24 protein-coding genes are annotated in these 25,508 nt (G+C 71.8%); 15 read left to right on the forward strand and 9 right to left on the reverse strand.

What is annotated here, in order from left to right; all coding sequences use genetic code 11:
- Nucleotides 1-48 precede the first annotated feature (48 nt).
- On the forward strand, nt 49-738 hold the full coding sequence (locus tag ACQP2Y_RS20095) for a DUF4190 domain-containing protein (RefSeq protein ID WP_433730444.1): 690 nt from the start codon (nt 49-51) through the stop codon (nt 736-738).
- Nucleotides 739-778: 40 nt separating this feature from the next.
- On the opposite strand, the gene ACQP2Y_RS20100 is transcribed toward ACQP2Y_RS20095, so the two are convergent.
- Nucleotides 779-1,816 (reverse strand): hypothetical protein, encoded by a 1,038-nt coding sequence (locus ACQP2Y_RS20100; protein WP_433730446.1) that lies wholly within the window; start codon nt 1,814-1,816, stop codon nt 779-781.
- Nucleotides 1,817-2,003: 187 nt separating this feature from the next.
- Nucleotides 2,004-3,029: a LacI family DNA-binding transcriptional regulator gene (locus ACQP2Y_RS20105; RefSeq protein WP_433730448.1), complete on the reverse strand. Its 1,026-nt coding sequence runs from the start codon at nt 3,027-3,029 to the stop codon at nt 2,004-2,006.
- A gap of 301 nt (nt 3,030-3,330) precedes the next feature.
- Here ACQP2Y_RS20105 and ACQP2Y_RS20110 point away from each other — a divergent pair, with 301 nt between their 5' ends.
- The 4 genes from ACQP2Y_RS20110 (at nt 3,331) to ACQP2Y_RS20125 (ending at nt 8,091) form a co-directional block, all read left to right on the forward strand.
- The gene (locus ACQP2Y_RS20110) at nt 3,331-4,659 is read left to right on the forward strand and encodes an ABC transporter substrate-binding protein (protein WP_433730450.1); all 1,329 of its coding nucleotides are present in this window, start codon (nt 3,331-3,333) and stop codon (nt 4,657-4,659) included.
- A 92-nt stretch (nt 4,660-4,751) separates the two neighbouring features.
- Nucleotides 4,752-5,714 carry a carbohydrate ABC transporter permease gene (locus ACQP2Y_RS20115; RefSeq protein ID WP_433730452.1) on the forward strand — a complete coding sequence of 321 codons (963 nt, stop codon included), beginning with the start codon at nt 4,752-4,754 and terminating at the stop codon, nt 5,712-5,714.
- Entirely contained in the window at nt 5,711-6,556 is an 846-nt protein-coding gene (locus ACQP2Y_RS20120) for a carbohydrate ABC transporter permease (RefSeq protein ID WP_433730454.1), read from the forward strand. Before ACQP2Y_RS20115 ends, ACQP2Y_RS20120 begins: the two co-directional genes overlap by 4 nt.
- 26 nt (nt 6,557-6,582) lie before the next feature.
- Nucleotides 6,583-8,091, forward strand: a complete 1,509-nt coding sequence (locus ACQP2Y_RS20125) for an alpha-N-arabinofuranosidase (protein WP_433730456.1) — start codon at nt 6,583-6,585, stop codon at nt 8,089-8,091.
- On the opposite strand, the gene ACQP2Y_RS20130 is transcribed toward ACQP2Y_RS20125, so the two are convergent.
- The 3 genes from ACQP2Y_RS20130 to ACQP2Y_RS20140 all read right to left on the reverse strand — a co-directional run bounded on the left by ACQP2Y_RS20130 (nt 8,077) and on the right by ACQP2Y_RS20140 (nt 9,741).
- Nucleotides 8,077-8,502, reverse strand: coding sequence for an adenylyltransferase/cytidyltransferase family protein (locus ACQP2Y_RS20130; RefSeq protein WP_433730458.1), 426 nt, complete (start codon nt 8,500-8,502; stop codon nt 8,077-8,079). The genes ACQP2Y_RS20125 and ACQP2Y_RS20130 overlap by 15 nt on opposite strands.
- A complete protein-coding gene (locus ACQP2Y_RS20135; RefSeq protein WP_433730460.1) occupies nt 8,499-9,200 on the reverse strand; it encodes a hypothetical protein in 702 nt (233 codons plus the stop codon). The genes ACQP2Y_RS20130 and ACQP2Y_RS20135 overlap by 4 nt, the downstream gene beginning before the upstream one ends.
- A gap of 76 nt (nt 9,201-9,276) precedes the next feature.
- Entirely contained in the window at nt 9,277-9,741 is a 465-nt protein-coding gene (locus ACQP2Y_RS20140) for an Lrp/AsnC family transcriptional regulator (RefSeq protein ID WP_360553559.1), read from the reverse strand.
- A gap of 131 nt (nt 9,742-9,872) precedes the next feature.
- Here ACQP2Y_RS20140 and pdhA point away from each other — a divergent pair, with 131 nt between their 5' ends.
- The 6 genes from pdhA to ACQP2Y_RS20170 all read left to right on the forward strand — a co-directional run bounded on the left by pdhA (nt 9,873) and on the right by ACQP2Y_RS20170 (nt 17,056).
- Nucleotides 9,873-10,967, forward strand: coding sequence for a pyruvate dehydrogenase (acetyl-transferring) E1 component subunit alpha (gene pdhA / locus ACQP2Y_RS20145; protein WP_433730463.1), 1,095 nt, complete (start codon nt 9,873-9,875; stop codon nt 10,965-10,967).
- Nucleotides 10,964-11,965: an alpha-ketoacid dehydrogenase subunit beta gene (locus ACQP2Y_RS20150; RefSeq protein ID WP_433730465.1), complete on the forward strand. Its 1,002-nt coding sequence runs from the start codon at nt 10,964-10,966 to the stop codon at nt 11,963-11,965. Before pdhA ends, ACQP2Y_RS20150 begins: the two co-directional genes overlap by 4 nt.
- Complete coding sequence (locus tag ACQP2Y_RS20155) at nt 11,962-13,212, forward strand: dihydrolipoamide acetyltransferase family protein (protein WP_433730467.1); 1,251 nt, start codon at nt 11,962-11,964, stop codon at nt 13,210-13,212. Before ACQP2Y_RS20150 ends, ACQP2Y_RS20155 begins: the two co-directional genes overlap by 4 nt.
- A 113-nt stretch (nt 13,213-13,325) precedes the next feature.
- Entirely contained in the window at nt 13,326-15,620 is a 2,295-nt protein-coding gene (locus ACQP2Y_RS20160) for a rhamnogalacturonan lyase (RefSeq protein ID WP_433730469.1), read from the forward strand.
- 72 nt (nt 15,621-15,692) lie between these two features.
- A complete protein-coding gene (locus tag ACQP2Y_RS20165; protein WP_433730471.1) occupies nt 15,693-16,187 on the forward strand; it encodes a SigE family RNA polymerase sigma factor in 495 nt (164 codons plus the stop codon).
- A gap of 11 nt (nt 16,188-16,198) precedes the next feature.
- The gene (locus tag ACQP2Y_RS20170) at nt 16,199-17,056 is read left to right on the forward strand and encodes a hypothetical protein (RefSeq protein WP_433730473.1); all 858 of its coding nucleotides are present in this window, start codon (nt 16,199-16,201) and stop codon (nt 17,054-17,056) included.
- A gap of 7 nt (nt 17,057-17,063) precedes the next feature.
- Here the strand turns inward: ACQP2Y_RS20170 and ACQP2Y_RS20175 are convergent, their stop codons facing one another.
- Genes ACQP2Y_RS20175 through ACQP2Y_RS20190 form a run of 4 tightly spaced genes read right to left on the reverse strand, consistent with a single transcriptional unit; the run spans nt 17,064 to nt 20,560 of the window.
- Nucleotides 17,064-18,527, reverse strand: a complete 1,464-nt coding sequence (locus ACQP2Y_RS20175; protein WP_433730475.1) for a protein adenylyltransferase SelO — start codon at nt 18,525-18,527, stop codon at nt 17,064-17,066.
- 21 nt (nt 18,528-18,548) lie between these two features.
- Entirely contained in the window at nt 18,549-19,424 is an 876-nt protein-coding gene (locus ACQP2Y_RS20180; protein ID WP_433730477.1) for a bifunctional helix-turn-helix transcriptional regulator/GNAT family N-acetyltransferase, read from the reverse strand.
- Between the two features lie 32 nt (nt 19,425-19,456).
- Entirely contained in the window at nt 19,457-19,678 is a 222-nt protein-coding gene (locus ACQP2Y_RS20185; protein ID WP_433730479.1) for a hypothetical protein, read from the reverse strand.
- Between the two features lie 9 nt (nt 19,679-19,687).
- Nucleotides 19,688-20,560 carry a LysR substrate-binding domain-containing protein gene (locus ACQP2Y_RS20190; protein WP_433730481.1) on the reverse strand — a complete coding sequence of 291 codons (873 nt, stop codon included), beginning with the start codon at nt 20,558-20,560 and terminating at the stop codon, nt 19,688-19,690.
- Between the two features lie 98 nt (nt 20,561-20,658).
- On the opposite strand from ACQP2Y_RS20190, the gene ACQP2Y_RS20195 reads away from it, so the two are divergent.
- From ACQP2Y_RS20195 to ACQP2Y_RS20210, 4 genes are all read left to right on the forward strand, one after another.
- The gene (locus tag ACQP2Y_RS20195; RefSeq protein ID WP_433730483.1) at nt 20,659-22,017 is read left to right on the forward strand and encodes an NtaA/DmoA family FMN-dependent monooxygenase; all 1,359 of its coding nucleotides are present in this window, start codon (nt 20,659-20,661) and stop codon (nt 22,015-22,017) included.
- Nucleotides 22,014-23,018, forward strand: a complete 1,005-nt coding sequence (locus ACQP2Y_RS20200; protein ID WP_433730485.1) for an LLM class flavin-dependent oxidoreductase — start codon at nt 22,014-22,016, stop codon at nt 23,016-23,018. Before ACQP2Y_RS20195 ends, ACQP2Y_RS20200 begins: the two co-directional genes overlap by 4 nt.
- A 1-nt stretch (nt 23,019) precedes the next feature.
- The gene (locus tag ACQP2Y_RS20205; RefSeq protein ID WP_433730487.1) at nt 23,020-23,757 is read left to right on the forward strand and encodes an alpha/beta hydrolase; all 738 of its coding nucleotides are present in this window, start codon (nt 23,020-23,022) and stop codon (nt 23,755-23,757) included.
- A 377-nt stretch (nt 23,758-24,134) separates the two neighbouring features.
- The gene (locus ACQP2Y_RS20210) at nt 24,135-25,307 is read left to right on the forward strand and encodes an acetamidase/formamidase family protein (protein ID WP_433730489.1); all 1,173 of its coding nucleotides are present in this window, start codon (nt 24,135-24,137) and stop codon (nt 25,305-25,307) included.
- Nucleotides 25,308-25,508 lie beyond the last annotated feature (201 nt).

Below are 25,508 nucleotides of genomic sequence, written 5' to 3' on the forward strand. Positions count from 1 at the left end.
AGGCGCACGGGGCGGCGCCACACCGCCCGCCGCTGTACCGTGCCCGCTGTGGATCACCAGCCCCCGCCCGCGCCCGGCCCGCAGTACCCGGCCTACACGCCGCCGCCCCCGCCCCGGCCGGCCTGGAACGGCAAGACCAACGGCTTCTCCATCGCCTCCCTGGCCCTGGCCCTGCTGGGCTGTGCGGGACTGCCGAGCATCATCTTCGGCGTCATCGGCCTGCGGCAGAGCAAGCGCAACGGCGACCGGCGCGGCCGCTTCTACGCGATCGCGGGGCTGGTCGTCTGCGGCTGCTGGGTGCTCGCCATCGCGGTGGCGATCGGCGTGGCCGCCGTACGGGATGCCGCCGACGGCCCGGACCGCGACGCCACCGGCGCGATCAACGGCGCACGCGAGCTCAAGGTGACCGAGTTGCGGGTGGGTGACTGTCTCAAGGACATCAGCTCGCAGACCGGCAGCTATGTGGACGTGGTGCCGTGCTCGACCACGCACTACAGCGAGGTCTTCGCTCTCTTCCCCCTGCCGGAGGGCGAGTGGCCGGGCGACGCACAGGTCAAGGAAGCCGCTCACGCCGGCTGCGACGACCGCTACGCCGACTATGCCGGTGTCAAACTGGACGAGGACTCGTGGACGGTGCTCGCCGTGCCGCCGGAGGAGCTGGACTGGCCGTCGGAGCCCGACGTGCTGTGCCTGGCCCACCACCTGCGGGTGCCCACGACCGGCTCGCTACGCCGCTGATCCCGCTGCCTGGGCAACGGGATCAGCGGATCGGCGGGAGTCAGCGGGCCAGGACCGGGCGGCGCAGCAGCCGGGTGCGCACCGGCGGCAGCCAGCGCACCAGCGCGGCGGTCCGCTCGTTGGAGCCGTAGGCGAGCAGCGTCAGGAAGACGCCGTAGACCGGCAGGTGACCGAGGAGCTCGGTGCCGCCGAAGAGCAGCAGGGTCGCGTTGAACGGGATGCCCGCGACCAGCACGGCCACCTGGGGCAGCGCGCCGGAGATGACCAGCAGGCCGAACAGCAGCTCGGTGGCGCCCGCGACGGCGACGAAGGTGTCCGGGCTCAGGTGGATGCCGACCAGCGAGAAGACGTCGAGCTGCGGGTAGAGGTGCAGGGTCTCGCGGGCCAGCGCGGGGTTGGCCAGCTTCTCCGCGAAGGCGAGCGTGATCAGGGCGCCACCGGCACCCAGCCGCAGGCCGAACAGCGCCCGCCGCAGGGTCGCGGCGTCCGGCTCCACCCGGCCGAAGGTCTCGTCCGACGGCGGTACGAAGGCCAGGAACACCGCCACGCCGAGCAGGTCCATGGCCGACAGCAGCCCGACCGGCCCGGTGAGCAGCAGGGCCAGCGGCCCGATGACGGTGAGGGCCAGTGCCGCGGGGCGCAACCGGATGCCGGTGATGAACCAGATGCCCAGGGCGCCCTCGGCGAGCAGCAACGCCACGCCGCCGGTCAGGTGCTCGACCTCGAGGTCATGGGTGAGGAAGTGGCCCGTGACCGCGGCGGCCAGCAACGAGACGCCCAGGTGGATGGCGAGCAGGCGGGGAACGTACGGGATGATCCGGCCGGCGAACCGCAGCGGCCGCAGCTCCGGCGTGGGCAGGTAGCGCACGGCGACGTACCGCCACACGATGGTGGCCAGGACGACCGCGACGATCAGGCCGAAGGTGACCGGCCGCAGGGCGAACGCCCAGTCGGTGGGGTAGGAGCCGGGCTCGTCGACGAACCACTTCTCGTGCGCCGAGGCCGGGGAGGGCGACGCCAGCAGCGCCACGGCGGCGGTGCCCGCAACGGCGGCACCACGTCCCAGAGTGACCTTCATCGTTCCCGCTCCCTGTGCCCCGGCGCCGCCCTGTCGCGGCGCCTGTCCTGCTGTTCGTCGTCCTTTCTACGGGCGGGTTGAGCTCCGCGGGGCGCCGACGGCCCAGGTCAGGACCAAAGTCCCGCGCATTCAGGACCCTCTGCGGGGCCGAGCCCGCCCAGGCGCGGCGGGTCGGGGCGCGGCGGGGTCAGGGCGCGGCGCGGCCGAGCGTGCTCTGGCGGGGGATCAGGCGGTGCTCGGCCAGCAGCTCCACCCCGGGCACCGGCCCGGAACTGCCGATCCGCATGATCAGCCGCTCGACCGCCAGCTGCGCGATCGCGGTCTTGTCGGGCGAGATGGTGCTGATCGTGGGATGGCTGTAGCGCCCGTCCTCGATGTCGTCGTAGCCGATGATCGCGATGTCCTCGGGGATGCGCAGCCCACGCTCCAGGATGGTGTGGATCGCACCGGAGGCGACCAGGTCGCTGTAGCAGAACACCGCGTCCGGCGGGTCGGTCCGGTCGAGCAGCGCGGCCATCGCGGTCACGCCGTCGATCCGGTTGAACCGGGCGGTGCTGATGATCAGCGACTCGTCGACCGGGAGCCCGGCGGCGGCGTGGGCCGCGCGGAAGCCGCGGGTGCGCAGCTGGGCCGCCTCGCCGGTCGCGTACGGCTGGTCGCCGATGGCCGCGATCCGGCGCCGGCCCAGCGAGATCAGGTGGGTGACGGCGTCGGTCGAGGCGGCGATGTCGTCGATGCCGACGTGGTCGAAGGTGCCGTCGGAGACGCGTTCGCCCAGCACGACCAGCGGCAGGGCAAGATCACGCACGGTGAGATCCTGCTGGGACAGGCCCAGCGGACTGATGATCATGCCGTCGAACAGGAAGCCCCGCGAGCCGCGGCCGATCAGCTCGCCCTCGTGCTGCCGGTCGCCGTCGGTCTGATCGATCAGGACGTTGTAACCGCCCTTGCGGGCGGCCGGGATGATCGCCTGCAGCAGCTCGGCGAAGTACGGCGTGTCCAGGTACGGCACCACGACAGCGATCTGCCCCGACCGCCCGTTGGCCAGGTTGCGGGCGAGCACGTTGGGCCGGTAGCCCAGTTCGGCGATGGCCCGTTCCACCTTTTCCCGGGTCGCGGGCGCCACCTGGGCGTAGCCGTTCACCACGTTGGAGACCGTACGGGGGGAGACCCCGGCGAGCTCGGCAACGTCACGCAGCGTGATGTCCCGCATGAGGCCCCTCCTTGCTGAGACGGGCGACGGTGTGCCCGAGGTGACGATCGTATTTCCGAGAGGTTGCCTCTTGCCAGAGCCGTTGAGCCGGTGCATAGTCCTTTGCAGCGCTGCAATCGTAACTTACAACACACTTCACCGGGGATGGACGCCACGGTCGTCCGGGCTCTTTCCCGCGGTTCCGGTCCCGCCTGCCGACTACGCAGAGCGAGGAGCGGCGATCCCCCATGCGCGAATCCAGCCAGGAGGCCACCCAATGAGTTCCCGGAAGAGCCCGACCATGAGACGTCTCATCATTGCGATGCCCGTACTGTCCCTCGTCCTCGGCGTGGCCGCCTGCTCGGGCGGCGACGAGGGTGGCGGCACCTCGACCAAGCCGACGAACTGCACCAACAAGATCGTTCACCCGGAGGCCAAGGCCGTGTCGGTCTGGGCCTGGTACCCGAACATGGCCAAGGTCGTCGACAACTTCAACAACGCCCACACCGACGTGCAGGTCTGCTGGACCAACGCGGGCCAGGGCGCCCCGGAGTACGCCAAGTTCCAGACGGCGATCTCCGCGAAGAAGGGCGCACCCGACGTGATCATGCTGGAGGCGGACCAGCTGGTCGGCTTCGAGATCCAGGAGGCCCTGGTCGACCTGGCGCCGTTCGGGGCCAACGACGTGAAGGCCAAGTTCAGCGCGGGCGCGTGGAAGGACGTCTCGCAGGGCGACGCCGTCTACGCCATCCCGGTCGACGGCGGCCCGATGGCGATGATCTACCGCACCGACGTCTTCGCGAAGTACGGGATCAAGACCCCGCCGAAGACCTGGGCCGAGTACGCCGAGGCCGCCGCCAAGGTGAAGGGTGCGGGCGGTCCGAACTTCGGCGACTTCGGCAGCAACGTGCCGGCCGTGGCGACCGCGCTGATGATCCAGAAGGGCGCCAACCCGTTCACGTACGACCTGGCCAACAAGCAGAACATCACCATCAAGCTCGACGACCAGGCCACCAAGGACGTGCTCACCTACTGGGGCGGGCTGGCCACGAAGAAGCTCATCGGCACCGAGGACCAGTTCACCACCGACTACATCGCCGGTGTCGTCAACGGCAAGTACGCGACTTACGTCTCCGCCGCCTGGGCGCCCGGCTACCTGACCGGGGCCGGCGTCGGCAGCGGCAAGGAGAAGGGCAAGTTCGCCGTGGCGCCGCTGCCGCAGTGGGACGCGAACGCGCCGGTCTCGGTCAACTGGGGCGGCTCGACCTTCGCGGTGACCTCGCAGGCGTCCGACAAGAAGGCCGCGGCCGAGGTGGCCAAGGGTCTCTACGCGGACGAGGCGTCGCTGACCGACGGCTGGAAGACGCAGACCATCTTCCCGCTCAACCAGGACGTGCTGAAGTCCGACGCCTTCGTCACCAACAAGGTGGACTTCTTCAACGGGCAGACGGCGAACAAGGACATCTACATCCCGGCCGCGAACGCGTACCAGGGTGCGACGTACAGCCCGTTCACCGTCTACTACTACGCCCAGCTCCAGGCCCAGATCGTGAAGATCAACAGCGGTAAGACCACCGGTGACCAGGCCGCCACCGAGCTGCAGGACATCATGGTCAAGTACGCCAAGAGCCAGGGCTTCACCGTCCAGTGACCGCCGGCCGGACGGCCGCCCGGGTCCACCGTGCGGCGGCCGTCCGCCCCCATCCGTGGCTGCGACGACGCCGCAGAGGAGACGTGAACCCCATGGCCGTCATCAGATCGACCCCGCCCGCCGCGCTGCGCGACAGCACCGGCGTACCGCGGGCCACCGCGCCGCCCCGGCGCCGCCGATCGGCGCGCCGCGGCGCCGCCGGCTGGCTCTTCATCTTCCCGTTCCTGGTCGTGTTCGCGGTCTTCCTGGTCGCACCCCTGCTGTACGCGGGTTACCTGAGCCTCTACACCAAGGGACTCGCGACCGGCACCACGTTCGCCGGGATCGACAACTACACCCGGGCCTTCACCGACCCGTCGTTCCTCAAAGGACTGTGGCTGGTGCTGCGGTTCAGCCTCGTGGTGATCCCGCTGCAGATGATCGTCGCGCTGGTCGCGGCGCTGGTGCTGGACGAGGTCACCGGCCGGCTGGCCCGCTTCTCCCGGCTGATGATCTTCCTGCCGTACGCGGTCCCGGCCGTGCTCGGCGCGCTCATGTGGGGCTTCCTCTACAGCCCCAGCTTCGGTCCGCTGGAACAGATCTCGTCGCTGTTCAACGTGCAGGCGCCGTTCCTGCTCAGCCAGGGCAACATCTTCTACGGCCTGCTCAACGTGGTCACCTGGCAGTGGTCCGGCTACTACATGGTGATCATCTACGCCGCGCTGAAGAGCATCGACACGTCCATCTACGAGGCGGCCCGCATCGACGGCGCGAGCTCCCGGCAGATCGCGCTGCGCATCAAGGTGCCGATGGTGTCGTCCGCGTTCGTGCTGATCCTGGTCTTCTCGCTGATCGGCACGCTGCAGTTCTTCGCCGAGCCGCAGATCCTCGGGCCGATCGCCAACGGCTCGGTGACGCCCGACTTCACCCCCAACATCTACGCGTTCAACCTGGCCTTCGCCTACGCCCAGTTCAACTACGCCTCGGCGATCTCGTTCGCGCTGGGTTTTGTGGTCTTCCTGGCCGTCGCCGTCTTCATGGTCGTCACCCGCAAGCGAGGGAGCATCTTCACGTGAGCAACCGCCACCTCGGGGCGAAGCTGTTCCTGCTCGCCCTGGTCTGCTACTTCCTGGTCCCGGTCTGGTGGCTCGTCGTGGCCAGCACCAAGAACGCCGAGGGCCTGTTCTCCGGCACGGGCGCCCTCTGGTTCAACGGCTTCCACCTCGTCGACAACCTGAAGGACCTGGTCACCTTCAACAACGGCGAATACCTGCGCTGGCTGGGCAACTCCGTGCTGTACGCGCTGACCGGCGGGATCGGCTCGACCGTCATCTCGGTGCTGGCCGGCTACGGCTTCGCGAAGTTCAGCTTCCGCGGCCGCAACCTGACCTTCGCCCTGGTGCTCGGCTCGGTCATGGTGCCGCTGACCGCCCTGGTCATCCCGACGTTCGTGATGATGAGCAACGCCGGTCTGACCGACACCGTCTGGGCGGTCATCCTGCCGTCGCTGCTGAGCCCGTTCGGCGTCTACCTGATGCGGGTCTACACCTCGGCGTCGGTGCCCGACGAGCTGCTCGACGCGGCCCGCATCGACGGCGCCGGCGAGCTGCGCACGTTCCTGCGGGTGGCGCTGCCGCTGATGCGTCCCGCGGTGGTCACCGTGCTGCTGCTGTCGGTCGTCGCGACCTGGAACAACTACTTCCTGCCGCTGACCATGCTGTCCGACTCGAAGCTCTACCCGCTGACCGTGGGCATCGGCCTGTGGTCGCAGCTGGCCAGCTCCAACAACGGCGGCGGGCAGTCGCTGTGGAGCCTGATCATCACCGGTTCGCTGGTGTCCATCGTCCCGCTCGTCATCGCCTTCCTCACCCTGCAGAAGTACTGGCAGGGCGGGCTCGCCGTCGGCGGCCTCAAGTGACATCCCCCTCGACCCCCGGGAGACCCGTGCTTTCCGCCAGCTTCACCCTCGATCCCGCGTTCACCGTCGCGCCGGTGTCCCGCCGTACCTTCGGGTCCTTCGTCGAGCACATGGGCCGCTGCGTCTACACCGGGATCTACGAGCCGTCGCACCCGACCGCGGACGCCGACGGTTTCCGCCAGGATGTGCTCGCGCTGACCCGCGAGCTGGGCGTCTCGGTCGTGCGGTACCCCGGGGGCAACTTCGTCTCCGGCTACCGCTGGGAGGACGGCATCGGCCCGGTCGCCGACCGGCCGGTGCGCCGGGACCTGGCCTGGCACAGCCTGGAGACCAACGAGATCGGCATCGACGAATTCATGCGCTGGGCGCGCAAGGCCGGGGTGGAGGTGATGTACGCGGTGAACCTCGGCACCCGCGGCGTGCAGGAGGCGCTGGACGTACAGGAGTACCTGAACCAGCCCGACCGCACCCACCTGGCCCGGCTCCGGCAGGCCAACGGCGCGACGGAACCGTACGGCATCACCATGTTCTGCCTCGGCAACGAGCTCGACGGCCCGTGGCAGACCGGACACAAGACCGCCCACGAGTACGGCCGGCTGGCCATGGAGACCGCCCGGGCGATGCGCAGTGCCGAGCCGGGGCTGGAGCTGGTGGCCTGCGGCAGCTCGTCCTCCTCGATGCCGACGTTCGCCGCATGGGAGGCCGAGGTCCTCGAACTGACCTACGACGCCGTGGACTACATCTCCGCGCACGCCTACTACGAGCCGATCAACGGGGACCTGGGCAGCTTCCTGGCCTCGGCGGTCGACATGGACCACTTCGTCACCAGCGTCGCGGCCACCGCCGACAGCGTCGGGGCCAAGCTCAAGAGCGGCAAGAAGCTCAAGATCTCGTTCGACGAGTGGAACGTCTGGTACCAGAGCGCCTTCCAAGCGACCCAGGAGACCGAGTGGCGGGTGGCCCCGCGGGTCATCGAGGACTCGTACACCGTCACCGACGCCGTGGTGGTCGGCAACCTGCTGATCTCCCTGCTGCGGCACAGCGACCGGGTCACCGCCGCCTGCCAGGCCCAGCTGGTCAACGTGATCGCCCCGATCCGCACCGAGGCGGGAGGCCCGGCGTGGCGCCAGACGATCTTCCATCCGTTCGCACTGACCTCCCGCCTGGCCCGCGGCGAGGTCCTGCGCGTGGAACCGCAGTCCCCGAACTACGACACCGCCCGCTTCGGCTCGGTGCCGTTGTTGGACGCGGTGGCCACCCACGACGCCGAGAGTGGTGACGTCACTGTCTTCGTCGTGAACAGGCACCTCACCGAGAGCCTCGACCTGGCAGTGTCGCTGGCCGGCTTCGGGGCGGCTCTGCGGGTGACGGAGTCGTGGACGCTGGCGGACGAGGACCTCTACGCCATGAACACGGCGGACGACCCGGAACGCGTGGTGCCCGGCCCGGCCAAGGACGCGGACATCACCGACGGCGTCCTGCGGGCGAGCCTGCCCCCGGTGTCATGGACCGCGATCCGGCTAACCACCGGCTGACCGTCGTTGCACGCGGGCGATGAGGTCGGTGGTGGACACCCCGGCGGTGTAGTGCACCAGCCTCAGCCGGCCGGCCGCCGCCACCGGTCCGTAGACCTCGTCGATCGCCTCCGGGGTGATGTCGTCGCCGTGCACGACCAGCGCGATGCCGTGCTCGTCCAGAAACTCGAGCGTCACCCGGAACGGTGCCGCGGGCACCACCTCGTCGACGTACCGGCACGCCGCGATCACGGCGACGCGTTCGGCCAGGGTCATGATCGGCTGCCGCTTGTACGACGCCACCACCTCGTCGGACAGCACGCCGACGATCAGGTGGTCGCCGTGCTGCCGGGCCGCCTTCAGCAGGGCCACGTGGCCGGGGTGGAAGAGGTCGCCGACCATGTCCACGTAGACGCGCGTCGCTGGAGTCATCGGTGGCTGGGTGCGCCCTCGGCCAGGGCCGCCCAGGTGATGGTGTCCTGGCCGTGCGGCAGGAAGCCCCAGCAGCCGGCGACCGCGTTGATCAGGTGAAGTTCCAGGTCGGCCGGGACGTCCGGGGGCATCGTGGCCGGGTGGCCGTGCTGCACCGCCACGTACATCGTGTCCGGGGTCGCGGCCAGGGTCAGTTTCATCAGCGTGCCGGCGTGCCGGGTCGCGTACGAGGTCAGCTCGCTCGCCACCATGGCCGCGGGTCCGACCAGCTCAGGCAACCCCCACCTGGCGCAGGCCTCGGTGGCCACGTCCCGGCTGCGGCGCGCTGCTCCGGCCACCGGTAGCAGCTGCTCGTCGTGGGTTCGCGCTTGCGACGATCCATCCAGCAGGATGGCCCGCGCGGCGCGGAGCGCGCGGGACAGCGGAATTCGGGTCTGCCGGGCGTCGATGCCTTCACTCTGCACCACGAGCGGCACAGCGCGGGCCCCGGACCGGCCGGACAGCGCGGCGATGAGCGCGAACAGCCACGGCTCGGTGGTGGACCGAGCGGAGAGGCTGATCAGCAGCGGGGCGGGCCGCCGGGCGATCCGGTCGGCCAGGCCGGACCGCAACGCCCGGATGGACGCCGGGCAGGGAGACCCCTCGACGGTGACGACGGTGGTCGCCCGCCCGGTGTCGAGATCCCAGGTCAGGGGCATACGGCCGGGTTCCTCCGCGGTGTCGGGGGCGGTGCCGGTCGCACGCATACCCATTGATCCGCCCGCCATGCGAGCGTCACTGCTCCCAGATGGCGGTGGCCGACAGCGGCTCGGCCTCCTCGAAGACCAGCAGGGTCCGGGTGTTCACGATGCCCGGCATGCCCTGGATGACGTCCAGGACCAGCCGGCCCAGGGCGGCGTTGTCCCGCGCCCGGACCAGCAGGATCGCGTCGAACTCGCCGCCGACCAGCGCGATGTGCACGACCCCGGGCAGCGCGCGCAGCTGCTCGCCCACGTCCCGCCACTCCGCCTGGTGCAGGTTCACGGTCACGTAGGCGGAGGTGCCCAGGCCCGCCGCGACGGGGTCGATGTCGGCCCGGAAGCCCTTGATCACGTTCGCGGTGCGGAGCCGTTCCACGCGGGCGTACGCGTTGGCCCGGGAGATGTGCAGGTGCTCGGCGAGGGTACGCATCGACATCCGGCCGTCGCGGGTCAGCTCGGCCAGGATCTGCCGGTCGATGTCGTCGAGGGCGCTGGCCACTTGTCTTGTCCTCCTCGGCTCCGGGCGCCGTTGCCCGGACGTTTGGCCGCCTTAGTGCGGCACGACCATTACATCTTCTCGGTTTTTCCCGGGATGTGGAAACCGATTGGTCGGCGAACGACCATGTCTGCATGACACGTGACCCGCACCACCTTCTGCCGTCGGCCGAGCCGGTCACGCTCATCGACCCGCACGGACGAGCCGTCGACGCCCCCGGTTACCCCGCCCCGGACGACGCGGCGCTGCTGCGGGCCTTCGCGGCCCTGGTCACCGCGCGCCGGCTCAACGATCAGGCGTACGCGCTGGTCCGCCAGGGCCGGCTGGCCGTCTATCCCTCCTCGCACGGGCAGGAGGCCTGCCAGGTCGCCGCCGCCCAGGTGCTGTCCGACGGCGACTGGCTGTTCCCGACGTACCGCGACACCATCGCCGCGGTGGGCCGGGGTGTGGACCCGGTCGAGGCGCTGTCGCTGCTCAAGGGCGACTGGCACTGCGGCTACGACCCGTACGAGCACAACGTCGCGCCGCACGCGACGCCGTTGGCCACCCAGCTCCCGCACGCAGTGGGGGTCGCGCACGCCGCCCGGCTGCGTGGCGAGCCCACCGTCGTCCTGGCGCTCTGCGGTGACGGCGGCACCAGCGAGGGCGACTTCCACGAGGCGCTCAACTTCGCCGCGGTCCTGCGCGCGCCGGTCGTGTTCTTCGTGCAGAACAACGAGTACGCCATCAGCGTCCCGCTCGCCCGCCAGACCGCCGCCCCGTCCCTGGCGCACAAGGGCATCGGCTACGGCGTACCGGGTGAACGCGTCGACGGCAACGACACCGCCGCTCTGCTGGCCGTGCTCGGAGCCGCCGTGCAGCGCGCCCGCGCCGGCGAGGGACCGCAGCTCGTCGAGGCGCACACGTACCGGATGCAGGCTCACACCAACGCCGACGACGCCACCCGCTACCGCCCGGACGCCGAGGTCGCGGCCTGGGTCGAGCGCGACCCGATCACCCGGCTCGAGGCCCACCTGCGCGAGCGGGGCCTGCTGGATGACGGGCAGCTCGCGGACATCACGGCGCAGGCCGAGAAGGTGGCCACCCACCTGCGCGACGGCCTCAACCGCGACGTCGAGCCGGACCCGGCGATGCTCTTCGACCACGTGTACGCGAGTCCCACCCCGCAGCTCACCGAGCAGGCCGCGCTGGTCGCCGACGAGCTCGAGCGCGAAGGAGCGCTGCGATGACGGTCACGGCCACCGACCACGTCAAGCTGACGATGGCTCAGGCGCTCAACCGGGCCCTGCGCGACGCGATGGCCGCGGACCCGGCGGTGGTGGTGTTCGGCGAGGACGTCGGCGCGCTCGGCGGCGTCTTCCGGATCACCGACGGCCTGACCGCCGAGTTCGGCGACAACCGGTGCTTCGACACGCCGCTGGCCGAGTCCGGCATCGTCGGCGTGGCGGTCGGCATGGCGATGAACGGCATGCGCCCGGTGGTGGAGATGCAGTTCGACGCGTTCGCGTACCCGGCGTTCGAGCAGATCGTCAGCCACGTGGCGAAGATGCGGAACCGCACTCGCGGCCGGGTCAAGCTGCCGATGGTGATCCGGGTGCCGTACGCGGGCGGCATCGGCGGGGTCGAGCACCACTGCGACTCCTCCGAGGCGTACTACGCGCACACGCCCGGCCTGCACGTGGTCGCACCGGCGACGCCGGCGGACGCGTACGGGCTGCTGCGCGAGGCGATCGCCTCGGACGACCCGGTGATCTTCCTGGAGCCCAAGAAGCTCTACTGGAGCAAGGAGGAGGTCGAGCTCGGCGCCCCGGTGCCCGGCATCGGCAGGGCTACGGTGCGCCGCGAGGGGACCGACGCCACGCTGATCGCCTACGGCCCGTCCGTACCGGTCGCCCTGGAGGCCGCCGAGGTGGCCGCCGGCGAGGGCCGCAGCCTCCAGGTGGTCGACCTGCGCTCGATCGTGCCGTTCGACGACGAGACCGTGTGCGCCGCCGTGCGCAGCACCGGCCGGGCCGTCGTGGTCGCGGAGGCGGCCGGCTTCGCCAGCGTGTCCTCCGAGATCGTCGCCCGGGTCACCGAGCGCTGCTTCCACGCGCTGGCCGCCCCGATCCGCCGGGTGACCGGCTTCGACATCCCGTACCCGCCGCCGAAGCTCGAGCACTTCCAGCTGCCCGGCGTGGACCGCGTCCTGGACGCCGTGGACGACCTGCAGTGGGAGGACTCGTGAGCACGCAGACCTTCCTGCTGCCCGACCTCGGCGAGGGGCTGACCGAGGCGGAGGTGGTGCGCTGGCTGGTCGAGGAGGGCGACACCGTCGAGGTCGACCAGCCGGTGGTCGAGGTGGAGACCGCGAAGTCGCTGGTCGAGGTGCCGACGCCGTATGCGGGCCGGATCGCGACCCGGCACGCCGCCGAGGGCGTCACGCTCGAGGTCGGCAAGCCGCTGCTCACGGTCGCGGCGCTGGTCCCGGAGGCGGAGACCTACCGCGAGGAAGAGCAGGCCGGATCGGGCAACGTCCTGATCGGGTACGGCACGACGGGCGCGACGGTCACTTCCCGGCGGCGGCGTCCGCGGGGCCGGCAGGCTCCGGCTGTGCTGCCACATCGGGTGCCGCTCGTGGTCTCGCCACTGGTGCGGCGGCTGGCCCGGGAGGCCGGGCTGGACCTGGCCACGGTCGAGGCGACCGGTCCCGGCGGCGTGATCGTCCGGGCCGACGTGGAACGGGCCCTGGCCCGCCCAGCAACTGCGCCCGCGCAACCGGCTGCTGCTCTGGCCACTCCGGCGCCAGCCAATCCGGTTGTGCCGGGGGAGCGTCGCGTTCCTCTGACCGCTTTCCGCAAGGCCGTTTCGGCGGCGCTGACCCGCAGCCGCGCCGAGATCCCCGAGGCCACCGTCTGGGTCGACGTCGACGCCACCAAACTCTGGGAGCTGCGGCAGAGCACCCCCGGCCCGGGCCTGCTCGCCTACATCGCCCGGTTCGTCGTGGCCGGTCTGCGGCAGTACCCGATGCTCAACGCCCGGGTGGACACCGAGCGGCAGGAGATCGTCGAGTTCGACCGGATCAACCTCGGCATCGCCGTGCAGGGGGAGCGCGGCCTGGTCGTGCCCGCGGTCGTCGGCGCCGAGACCATGACCACCGCACAGCTCGACGAGGAGATCCGGCGGGTCACCGCGAGCGCCCGGGAGGGCCGCGTGACGGCGCAGGAGGCCGGGACCTTCACGCTCAACAACTACGGCAGCTTCCGGGTCGACGGCAGCGCCGCGATCATCAACCACCCGCAGGTCGCCATCCTGGGCTTCGGCCGCATCCTGGACCGGCCCTGGGTCGTCGACGGGGAGCTGTGCGTCCGCAAGATCACCCAGATGAGCTTCGTCTTCGACCACCGGGTCTGCGACGGCGGGACGGCGGCGGGCTTCATGCGCAGCGTCGCCGACGCGATCGAGGATCCGGCCTCCGCGATCGCCCGCCTCTGACCAGCGGCCGAAGCCCAGGTATGCGCTTACCGGGGAAACCGCTCGGAAACATTGACATCGGCTGTGGTCAATTCCTAACCTGCGTTGATTCGTTTCAGCCAGGAGGAGTCGCCATGCGGGGTTCGCTGCGTCCGTACCGTCGGTGGGGGATCCTCCTGGCCGCCGGCCTGCTCCTGGTCGGTGGCTCGCCGCCCGCTGTGGCCGCGGCGCAGCGGCCCGGCGGTCCCGCTCTGGAACGTCTCGACCGGGGCCTGGTCGCCGCCGTCACCGCCGACGGCGTGTTCCTGAGCTGGCGGTTGCTCGCGCCCGAGGCGACCGGCGCGACCGCGACCGGCCTGGCCGGGCCGGACTTCCGGGTCTACCGCGACGGCCGGCCCGTCGCGCTGATCAGCGACAGCACCAACTGGCTCGACCCGGACGGCACCCCGGCGTCCCGCTACCGGGTGGCCGCGGTCGTCCGCGGGCGCGAGGCCGGCCGCAGCGCCGCCGTTACCCCGTGGGCCGGCGGCCACCACGACCTGCCGCTGCGCAAGCCCGCCGACGGCGTGACCCCGAGCGGGCAGGCCTACACCTACACGGCCAACGACATGAGCGTCGGCGACGTCGACGGTGACGGGCAGTACGAGTACGTCGTCAAGTGGGACCCGTCCAACTCCAAGGACGTCTCGCTGGTCGGCTACACCGGACCTGTCTACCTGGACACGTACCGGGCCGACGGCACCCTGCTCTACCGGATCGACCTGGGCGTCAACATCCGGGCCGGGGCGCACTACACCCAGTTCCCGGTGTACGACTTCGACGGTGACGGCCGCGCCGAGCTCATGCTCAAGACGGCGCCGGGCACGAGCGTGATCCGGTACGACGCCACGGGCCGCGAGGTCTCCCGGCGTTACGTCACGATGCCCCGCGCCGACGTGCGCGCCGGTTACCGGCACACCGACGACTACCGGCTCAGCGCGGCCGGCTACCGCGAGCACCTGGTGACGATGTTCCAGGGCTGGACCGCGCACCCCGAGGTGGTGGCCGGGCGCTGGCCGGCGACGCTGGAGGCCGCGTTCGGCATCGCGCCGCGGTACGCGTACCCGCTGTCGCGCGCCGACGCCGAGGCCCTGGTCGACTACTTCATCGACGTGTACGCCCCGGCCCGCAGCGCCCGCAACAACCTGCGCGCCTTCGAGGGCTTCATCCTCGACGGCCCGGAGTACATGACGGTGTTCGCCGGTGCGACCGGCCGCGAGCTGCAGACCGTGCGCTACAAGCCCGGACGGCACGACGACGGGCTGATGTGGGGCGACTATGCGCTGCCACGGATCGAGCCGGGCAACCGCGTCGACCGGTTCCTGTCCGGGGTGGCCTATCTCGACGGCCGGCACCCGTCGGCCGTGTTCGCCCGCGGCTACTACACCCGCACCACGCTGGTCGCGTACCGCTGGGACGGCCGCCGGCTGACCGAGAACTGGTACGTGGACAGCGGCTGGACCCCGATGAGCAACCCGTTCAACGACAACCCGCACGGCCGCGACGGCACCGACCCGCGCTACGCCACCCTCACCAACCAGGGCTTCCACTCGCTGAGCGCGGCCGACGTGGACGGCGACGGACGGCAGGAGATCGTGTACGGCGCCGCGACCATCGACGACGACGGCAGCCTGCTGTACTCCTCGTTCGACACCCTCCCCGAGGGCAGCGCGGCGCCGGGGCAGCGGGTCCGGCTCGGCCACGGTGACGCCATGCACGTCACGGACATCAACCCGGACCGGCCCGGCCTGGAGACGTTCACGGTCCACGAGAACGGCACCGGCGCGCCGTACGGCATGGCCCTGCGCGACGCGGCCACCGGCGAGGTGCTCTCCGGCACGTACTCCGGGCGCGACACCGGGCGCGGAATGATCGGCGACGTGCTGCCGGAGGTCCGCGGCATTGAGTCCTGGGCCAGCATGCCCGGCGGCTCGGAGGCGTCCGGCCTGCACACGGCGGCGGGCGCGGTGCTGCCCGGTCCGGTGCCGGGCACCAACCAGAGCATCCGCTGGGCCGGCGACCTGACCACCCAGCTGGTCAACGGCGCGGGCGAGGTCACCCCGACAATCGACGACTGGCGGCGCGGCACCCTGCTGACGGCCACGGGCACGCTGACCAACAACGGCACCAAGGGCAACCCGTCCCTGGTCGCCGACATCCTGGGCGACTGGCGCGAGGAACTGCTGGTCCGCACGGCGGACAGCACGGCGGTACGGATCTACCTGAGCACCGAGCTCACCGGGCACAAGCTCTACACGCTGATGCACGACCCGCAGTACCGGGTCGAGGTGGCCCGCCAGCAGACGACCTACAACCAGCCCTCGTACCCGGGCTTCTATCTGGCCTCGGACACCGACTGGCGGGACGTGCCGCTGCGCCGCGCGTTGTAATTTCCCGCGGTTCGTGCAACCTTCCGCCGGTCCGGTCTCGTGATTGTCCCGACCGAACGGATAGGGGTGGGCATGAGCGATCGCGACGCGGCGTTCGCCGAGTACTTCGCGGCCCGGTCGGGGGCCATGCGGGGGACGGCGTTCCTGCTCTGCGGGGACTGGCATCGGGCCGAGGATCTGGTGCAGACCGCGTTCACCAAGCTGTACACGCACTGGCACCGGGTGGCGCGGCACGAGGCGCTGGATCCGTACGTCCGGCAGGTGCTGATCCGCACCTTCATCGACGACGGCCGCCGGGGCTGGTGGCGGCGGGAGCGGCCGCGGGAGACGCCGATCGAGCAGGCGGCCGCACCGGGGTCGGCTGATGACCGGCTGATGCTGTTGCAGGCGCTCGCCGGGGTGCCGCCCCGGCAGCGGGCCGTGCTGGTCCTGCGCTACTGGGAGGACATGTCGGTCGACGAGACCGCGGCTGTCCTCGGCTGCACGGCCGGCACGGTCAAGAGCCAGGCGGCGCGTGGCCTGGACGCCCTCCGGACGTTGATGTCCCACCCCGTCGCCGCCGAATGAGAAGAGGCATCGTGAACGAGAACGACCTGCGCGAAGCCATGCGCGCCAGCATGACCCTCACCCCGCCGCCCCCGATGGAGTCGGCCGCGGCCCTGACCGCCGGCCGCCGGGCCGTACGCCGGCGCGCGACGCTCGCCGGTGCCGGGGCGACCGCGGCGCTGATCGCGGTGACCGCCGTGGCCGTGCCGCAGGGCCTGCGGCTCGCCTCGGACGGCGAGGGCGCGCCGTGGGCCGGCGGCGGGGTGCCGTCGGCCATGCCGACCCCCTCGGCGGGTAGCGACAGCACCAAGCCGGCCTGGCCGATCGACGGCAACGGCGAGCCGCAGGAGGATGCCACCGCCCGCTCGGGTGAGCGCTACGAGCAGGGCAAGAAGCTCCTCGACGAACTGCTGGCCGTTGTCCCCGACGGCTGGACCGCGCCGACCGGCGAGTCGGCCGACGGCATCCCGCTGCGCGACCACCAGGCCCAGGTCGAGGGTGACAACACGGGCTCGACCTGGGGTTACCTGGCCCAGGCGGCGATCGCCAAGGGTGGCCGGGCGGGGTCGCTGCTGGCCGAGGTGCACACCAAGGACAACGGCCTGCCCAAGGAGCCGTGCGCCCTGGCCCGGCAGTTCTGGGGGCTGAAGGGTGACTGCGACGTGGTCACCGTCGGGAAGGCGAAGGTGGGCGTGTCGCGGGTTCCGAGCGGGACCGGCGGGGTGGAGCAGTGGGCGGCCTACCGGCACCCGGACGGCGTCGTGGTCTACGTGGCGCAGAGCCGCACAGCCACCAACGGCGAGAACGTCCAGCCGCCGCTGAAGAAGCTGCCGCTGACGGCGTCGCAGCTGGCCGCGCTGGCCACAGACGACCGTTTCCACCTCAACTGACGGGGACTCAGGTGCCGCAGAACGTCTGGTAGGCACCGAAGTCCTGCGGCGCGGGCGCGGCGTACCGCTCGAGGCCCGGGCGCTCGTCGTAGGGCTCGCTCACAGCCGCGACCAGCCGCTCCAGCGGATCCAGGTCGCCGTCCGTCGCCGCGGCCAGGGCCTCCTCAACGAGGTGGTTGCGCGGGATGTAGACGGGGTTGACCCGCTGCATCGCGTCGGCGTCCGGGCCCAGGGCGCGCCAGCGCGCCACCCAGGCGTCGACCGCGGCCAGGTCGATGAAGAGGCGGCGGGCCGGCTCGGCGTCACCGCGGGCGGCGCCGGCCAGGGTACGGAAGAACGACGTGAAGTCGACGTGGTCCTCGTGCAGCAAGGCGAGCAGGTCGTCCACCAGCGGCGACACCACAGTGGCATCAACGCCGTCCGGCAGCCCCAGCTTGGCGCGCATGCCGGCCGACCAGGCGACGTTGTACGCGGGCCGGAAGCCGCCGAGGGACTCGACCGCGAGGGCGACCGCCTGCTCCTGGTCGTCGTGCAGGAGCGGGAGCAGGGCCTCGGCGAGCCGGGCCAGATTCCATTCGGCGATGGCCGGCTGGTTCCCGTACGCGTAACGCCCGCCCTGGTCGATGGAGCTGTAGACCGTCGCCGGGTCGAAGGCCTCCATGAACGCGCACGGCCCGTAGTCGATGGTCTCGCCGGAGATCGTCATGTTGTCGGTGTTCATGACGCCGTGCACGAAGCCGACGAGCATCCACTGCGCCACCAGTGCTGCCTGCGCGGCGACGACCGCCTCGAACAGGGCGAGATACGGCTGCTCGGCCTCGGCGGCGTGCGGGTGGTGCCGGGCGATCGCGTGGTCGGCGAGCCGGCGCAGCAACTCGGCGTCGCCGGTGGCCCGGGCGAACTGGAACGTGCCGACCCGCAGGTGGCTGGCGGCGACCCGGGCCAGCACGGCTCCCGGCAGCGGAGTCTCGCGGTACACCGTGCGCCCGGTCGCCACCACGGCCAGGGCGCGGGTCGTCGGGATGCCCAGGGCGTGCATGGCCCGGCTGACCACGTACTCGCGGAGCATCGGGCCGATCGCGGCCAGGCCGTCACCGCCGCGGGCGAACGGGGTGCGCCCGGAGCCCTTGAGATGAAGGTCACGAACGGTGCCGTCGGCGTCCACGAGCTCGCCGAGCAGCAACGCGCGCCCGTCGCCGAGGCGCGGGGAGTAGCCGCCGAACTGGTGCCCGGCGTAGGCCTGCGCCACCGGGGTGGCGCCGTCGGGGACGGCGGTGCCGGTCAGCAGCCGGACACCCTCGGGGCTGCGCAGCTGAGCGGGGTCGAGGCCCAGCTCGGCGGCGAGCGCCTCGTCGAGCACGAGCAGCCGCGGCTCCGGCGTCTCCTCGGCCTGCCAGGGGATCGCCAGGCCGGCGAGCTCACGGGCGAAACGGTTGTCCAGAACGACGGTCGACGGCGGTGCGATGCTCACGCCTTCGAGCGTACGTCGGAGCTACTTCTCGAAGGCGAGCTGGTTGTACGGCGACCGGTCGTAGGGCGCGATCTCCCGATACCCGGCGGCCCGGTACAGGGCGATGGCCTCGGTGAGAGCGGTGTGCGTGCCGAGCCGCAGCGTCGTCGCGCCGTGCGCGGACGCGTCGGCCTCCACCCGTTCCAGCAGCCGCCGCCCGAGCCCCAGCCCTCGCGCCTGCCCGTCGACCCACAGGTGGCGGATCTCCGCGATCCCGTCACCGAGGCGGCGCCACGCGCCACAACCCACAGACCGGTCCTCCTCGTACGCGACCAGCAGCGCCCCGTCTTCGCCGGTCAGGTCGCCGGGGTCCACGAGCGCCGCGTCGTCGTACCCCTCCGGGAAGCGGACGGCCAGTTCCGAGGCGTACGCGCGCAGGCACTGCTGGGCGTCGGGGGAGCCGGCGTCGACCGGCCGCACCGTGACCGTGGCCAGCCGCAGCAGGCGCCGGATCTGCTCCTGGGCGTCGACGAGTTGCCGGCGCTGGGCGGCGGAGAGCGGTTCCAGCAGGTCACTGATGCCCGCCCGGGAGCGCGCGTCGAGGTCGGCGCGTTCGCGTACCCCGGCTTCGGTCAGCTCGGCGACGCGGACCCGCCGGTCCGCCGGGTGCGCGCGGGTCCGGACCAGGCCCTGCTCCTGCAGTGAGCGCAGCAGCCGGCTGAGGTAGCCGGAGTCCAGGCCGAGCCGGGACCGCAGGTCGCGGACGTCGGCCTGCTCGCCGATCTCGTAGAGCAGCCGGGCCTCGCTGAGCGGGCGGTCCTGGCCGAGATAACGGTCGGTCAGCACGCCCAGGCGGCGGGTGTAGTAGCGATTGAAGTCGCGGACCGTCTCGACCTGAGCGAGGGCAGCAGCGTCCATCGGGCGATGCTAGCGCGGAACTCTGACTCAGGTCAGAGATTATCGTCCGCAGCGGGCCGGGCCACCATGCGCTGCTCGTGCGTCCTCGTCTCGGCGTTGATCTGGTGCGTGTGCGGACGGTAGATGAGGTCGACCGGTCCCATCAGCTCTTGACCGACGCCTCGCCGCCGAGTGCGGGCCGCGAGCCACACGAGGGCGCCGAGAACTGCCGCGAGCACGGCGGCGGACACCAGCCACGGCACGATTTCTCCCATCCGGGCAGATTACGCCCGGCTGCGCGGCCGGGAAAGCTCGCCACGGGTACGGGCGAGCAGCTCGACCAGCGCAACGGCCGCGCCCTCGGCGACCGTCGGGGACAGTCCTCGCCGCGGCCAGACGGCGAGGGCGACCGGCTCCGGGACGGGCAGGTCGGGGCGGGCCACCAGCCCCTCGAGGACCTGTCCGAGGGTGGCCATCAGTCCCACGCCCAGCCCGGCCCGTACCGCCGCCTGCATCCCGGCCAGGTGGGCGGCCTCGCAGCCGACCTCCGCCGGCACCCCGTGCGCGGCCAGCGTCTCCAGCGCGCGATTGCGGATGGCGCACGGCGCGTCGAAGGCCACCAGCGGGACCGGGTCACCGGCTGCCGGTGGCGTCCAGCCCGGGGCGGCGTACCAGGTGAGCTCGAGCTCGCCGACCGCCCGGGCGTCCGGCTCGTCGGCCGGGCCGAGCAGCAGGGCCAGGTCGATCCGGCCCTCGGCGAGGGCGGTCCGCAGCTGGGCGCCGCGGTCGATCCGGAACCGGACCCGGTGGTCCGGGAAGCAGGCGGCCAGCTCCGGCAGCAGCTGGGCGGCGGCGTGCTCGGTCGAGCCGATCACCAGCGTGGGCTCGGCCTCCACGCCGAACTCGCGCAGTGTCTCGTCGTGCAGGGCGAGGATCCGGCGGGCCCGGGCCAGCAGCACCTCGCCGTCGGCGGTGAACCGCGAGCCGCGGCCGTCCCGCTCGACCAGCGTGCGGTCCAGCGCCGCCTCCAGCCGGCGCACGTGCTGGCTCACCGCGCCCTGGGTCAGGTGCAGCGAGGCCGCGGCCCGCTGGAAGCCGCCGCAGTCCGCGACCGCCACGAAACTGCGCAACGGCGCTATCCCCAGCATCCTACTCATCCCATGAGCTTACTAGGAATTGGATGAGCTGCCGTGATGGGTTCCCATCACGTTCTTTCGTTGGACGGCGCGCCGCGAACCTGCCGATACTCCTCACCATGCCCCGGAGAAACCTCAAGCTCGGCGCCGTCCTCATGGGGGTCGGTGGACCGGGCCAGCACGACACCTGGCTCAGCCCCGAGATCCCCGGCGACGCCAGCGTCGACATCCGCTGGTACATCGCCCGGGCCCAGCAGGCGGAGGCGGCGAAGTTCGACCACGTCTTCATCGTGGACAGCCAGTTCATCACCCCGGACTCGCCGCACCACTACCTCAACCGCCTCGAACCGCTCACGCTGCTGTCGGCGGTCGCCGTGCACACCTCGCACATCGGGCTGGTCGGCACGCTGACCACCTCGTACAACGACCCGTTCAACGTGGCCCGGCGGCTCGCCTCGCTCGACCTGATCAGCGGCGGCCGGGCAGGCTGGAACGTGGTGGCCACCGGCGACGGCGGCACGGCCGGCAACTACGGGCGCGCCGAGCACTACGACTACGCCACCCGCTACGGCCGGGCCCTGGAACACGTGCGGGTGGTCCAGGGACTGTGGGACTCGTACGAGGACGGCGCGTTCCCCCGGGACAAGCAGGGCGGCGTCTTCTTCGACCGGTCCCGGCAGCACGCGCTGGACCATCGGGGAGAGCACTTCTCGGTCGCCGGGCCGCTGAACATCCAGCGCTCGCCGCAGGGCCAGCCGGTCATCTTCCAGGCCGGCGACTCCGACGAGGGTCGCGACCTGGGTGCGGGCATCGCCGACGCCATCTTCACCCACGCGCAGACCGTCGAGCAGGGCCGGGCGTTCGCCACCGACATCCGGGCCCGCGCCGCCGCCCAGGGCCGCGACCCCGAGAATGTGCTCATCGTTCCCGGCATCAGCCTGATCATCGGCGACACCGACGAGCAGGCCCGCGAGAAGGAACGCCAGTCGCTGGCCGGCAAGGACTTCCACCGCGCGCTCAAGGAACTGGGCCGCCCGTTCGGCTGGCACGACTTCACCCAGTACGACCTCGACGCGCCGTTCCCGGAGGTCGGCCACCTCGGCGCGCTCAGCTTCAAGACCCAGGCCGAGCAGATCACCCGGCTGGCCCGGGAGAACGGCTTCACCCTGCGCCAGACGGTGCAGCACTCCCTGGAGTCGCGGCGCTCGCCGTTCGTCGGCTCCGCGCTGACGGTCGCGAACGAGATCCAGCGCTGGTACGAGGCCGGGGCCTTTGACGGCATCAACGTGACGGTGACCGTACCCAGCGAATTCGCCCTGTTCACCGACCGGGTACTGCCGATCCTGCGGGAGCGTGGGGTGGTCCGCCGCGAGTACGAGGCCACCACCCTGCGCGGCAACCTCGGCCTGCCGATCCCGGAGAACGTGCACACGGCGGCCCGTCGCGCCGAGCCCGACCTGGTTCGGGGCCGGGCGTGACCACCACTCCGCACTTCCGGCTCGGCTTCCTCACCCACGTGCAGGGCCGCGGCGACCTGGCCACCACCTACCGCGACGCCCAGGAGCTGTTCGTCGTCGCTGACGAGCTGGGCTTCGACGTCGGCTGGGTGGCCCAGCACCACATTCCGCTGGGCGGTGGGGGACTGTCGTCGCCGTGGCCGTTCCTCGCCCACGCGGCCGCCCGGACCCGCCGGATCCGGCTCTCCACCGCGATCACCATCCTGCCGCTGGAGAACCCGATCCGCCTGGCCGAGGACGTAGCGGTGGTGGACGCGCTCAGCGGCGGACGGGCCGAGATCGGCGTGGGCAGCGGCGCCGGCCCGGAGGAGTACGCGGCCTTCGGCGCCGACTTCGACCAGAAACGCGAGCTGACCACCGTCGGCCTGGCCACCCTGCGCCGGGCCCTGTCCAACGAAGAGCTGGGAACGTCCGGCTTCTCGATCCAGCCACCGGCGGGCGACTTCACCGACCGCATCTGGCAGGGCGTGTTCAGCGCCGCCGGAGCCCGGCACGCGGCCGCGGCCGGCACCAACCTGCTGCTCAACCGGGCCACCTACGGCTACGAGGAACCGACCGACGTGATCCAGCGGCCCTGGGCGGACGAGTTCCTGGCCGCCTGGGACCGCCCGCACCAACCCCGGATCGGCCTGTCCCGCTTCATCTTCCCGGCGCGGGACAAGCGCACCGCCCTGGCCCAGATCGGCGACGGCGTCCAGCGGGCCACCGAAGGCTTCGTCCGGCGCGGCGCCTTCCCGGCCGGGCTCGGCACAGAAGAGCAGCTGCGGCGCTTCCACGCCTTCCACGGCCACCCCGACGAGATCATCGCGGGGCTGCAGGCGGAACGGGTGCTGCCGGTGGCCACCGACCTGATCGCCCAGTTCAACCCCGGCATCCCGGACCGCGACGCCGCGATCCGCGCCCTGGAACTCATCGCGACCGAGGTGGCGCCCGCCCTCGGCTGGAAACCGAAGGTGGACTGACATGACCGGCTACCGCGACTTCGCCGCGCCCGAGGGGGTCCGGATCCGTGGCACGGTGCTCGTGCTGCCCGGGCGGGGCGAGAGCCAGGCGGGGTACGGGCGTTTCGGTGCCCGGCTGGCTGCCGACGCTTACCAGGTGCGGGTGCTGCCGCCCTCGACCGACCTCTCGGTGGCTGACGCTGCACTGAAGGAGGCGGTGAGCAGCATCGATCTCGTTCGCCCGCTGGTGCTGGCCGGGGCCGACACGGGTGCGGCGGTGATCGCCGCGCTGGTGGCACAGTCGTCGCCCGAGAAGGCGTGGTGGCCGGACGCTGTTGTGCTGGCCGGGTTGCCGGGCTACGACGGGCGGCAGGGTGGGGGACGGGACGAGGAGCTCGACCTCCGTACCCACTGCCCGGTGCACCGCGGTGTGCTCACCGACGATCCGGCCGTGGTGCCCGGTTCTCTGGCCGAAGCGGCGCCGGCGGCTCTGCTCGACGCCGCCTACGGCAGCACGGCCGACGTGCCGCACCTGCTGCTGACCGGCGACGCGGACCCGCTCGCCGATCACGCGGAGTTGAACCGCCTGGCCAAGTCGCTCCCGCAGGCCCGGCTGGCCGTCGTGCGCGGCGGCCACCATGACGTGCTCAACGACCTGCAGCACCGCTCGGTGGCCGCGGAGATCGTGACGTTCCTGGAGGCGGTACGCGGCGGGGTGCCGCCGGTGCCGCTGGTCGAGGTCGTCGCCACTGCCTGGTGACCACCGTGGCGCTCGGTGGCTTCATCAGGCGGACATCGGCCCGCGACGGCGCCGACACCCGGTGTGCCTACAACTGGGCGGCATGGACATCGACGAATTCGCCGCTTCTGGTCGGCCGCTCCGTGGTGGCGGTGGCAGGGCACGGGACATCCTGGTGGCGGCGCTGGGACGGCGTACCTTCCTGCGGGCGGCCGCCGCGATCGGCGCCGGCGGCGTTGTCACCGGCGCGGCCACGCCCGCGCAGGCCCGCGCCGGCGGCGTTGTCACCGGCGCGGCCACCCCCGCGCACGCCCGCGCCCGCGGCGTTGTCACGTGCGCGGCTACGCCCGCGCATGCCCGCGCCGGCGGCGTTGTCACGTGCGCGGCTACGCCCGCGCATGCCCGCACGCCTGCGGCTCGGCCGGCCGGCCGGCATCCTGCAGCCCGGCCAGGGGCCCATCCCGGGCCGGCACTATCTGCCGTCGCGACCGGACGAGGTGCGGTGGGGCTACGTCCCGTCGGTGACCAGCGAGCCGGTGCTGCGGATGCGCTCGGGGCAGACCGTCACCGTCGACACCGTCTCGCACGAGGGCATCCTCGAGGACCAGGGCCGCGACCCGGTGCGCTGGTTCGCCGGCCACGGTGTGCCCGCCCGCCAGGTGCTGACCGACGCCGTCGCCGTGGCCCGCGACTACGACCGCACCACCCGCAACTTCGACGTCGACGGCCCGCACGTGGTGACGGGGCCGATCCACGTGGACGGCGCGGAGCCCGGCGACGTCCTCAAGGTGGAGATCCTCGCGGCGGTGCCCCGGGTCCCGTACGGGGTGGTGTCGAGCCGGCACGGCAAGGGCGCACTGCCCCGGCTGGCCGGTGGCGCCGTCCCGGCGGGCATCACCGAGGTGGAGATCATGCCGCCGGTGGCGACCGACGGCCGGCCCACCGGCGACCCCCGGCGGTACGGCAACGTCTCCGTCTTCACACCCGTCCGCGCGGCCCGGGGCGGCCGGCTCACCGGCGTCCTGCCCCGGCCCGGGCACCGCGACGTGGCGTTCCCGCTGCACCCGTTCATGGGCATGATGGGGGTCGCGTTCGCCGACGCCGGCTCGCTGACCGACCCGGCGCTCAACTCCATCCCGCCGACGCTGGGCGGCGGCAACATCGACATCAGCCTGCTGGGCCCGGGAGCCACCTTCTATCTGCCGGTCTTCGCGACCGGTGCGCTCTTCTACGTCGGCGACCCGCACCTGGCGATGGGGGACGGCGAGGTGGCGCTGACCGCGCTGGAGGGGTCGCTGCGGGCCACCTACCGGCTGACCGTGGTCAAGAAGGGTGCGAAGGGAGCGCCGTCGGTCGCCTTCGGCTACCCGTTCGCCGAGACGCCGCAGGCCTGGGTGCCGATCGGGTTGTCCGACCCGGACGGTGCGCCGGGCGGGCAGGGCAACGACCTCGACGTCGCGATGCGCCGGGCGGTGGTCAACGCCCTCGACTTCCTCCAGCACGATCTGGGCATGGACCGGGCGATCGCGTACGCCTACCTGTCGGCGGCCGCGGACTTCGCCGTGTCCTAGGTCGTCGACCGCACGGTGGGCGTGCACGGCGTGATTCCGAAGAGCCACTTCTGACCCCGGAGATACAGTTTGGTCGATTGACATAGTTTGGACTCCAGACTTAATCTGCGCTGGTCATTCGCGTGGACTGTCCGGATCTAGGAGTGTCATGATCGGCTTGCAAAGGTCCCTCCGTAGGCACCGGTGGCGAGCCGGTCTCCT

The sequence above is a fragment of the Actinoplanes sp. CA-051413 genome (assembly GCF_050955795.1).
Lineage (GTDB): Bacteria > Actinomycetota > Actinomycetes > Mycobacteriales > Micromonosporaceae > Actinoplanes.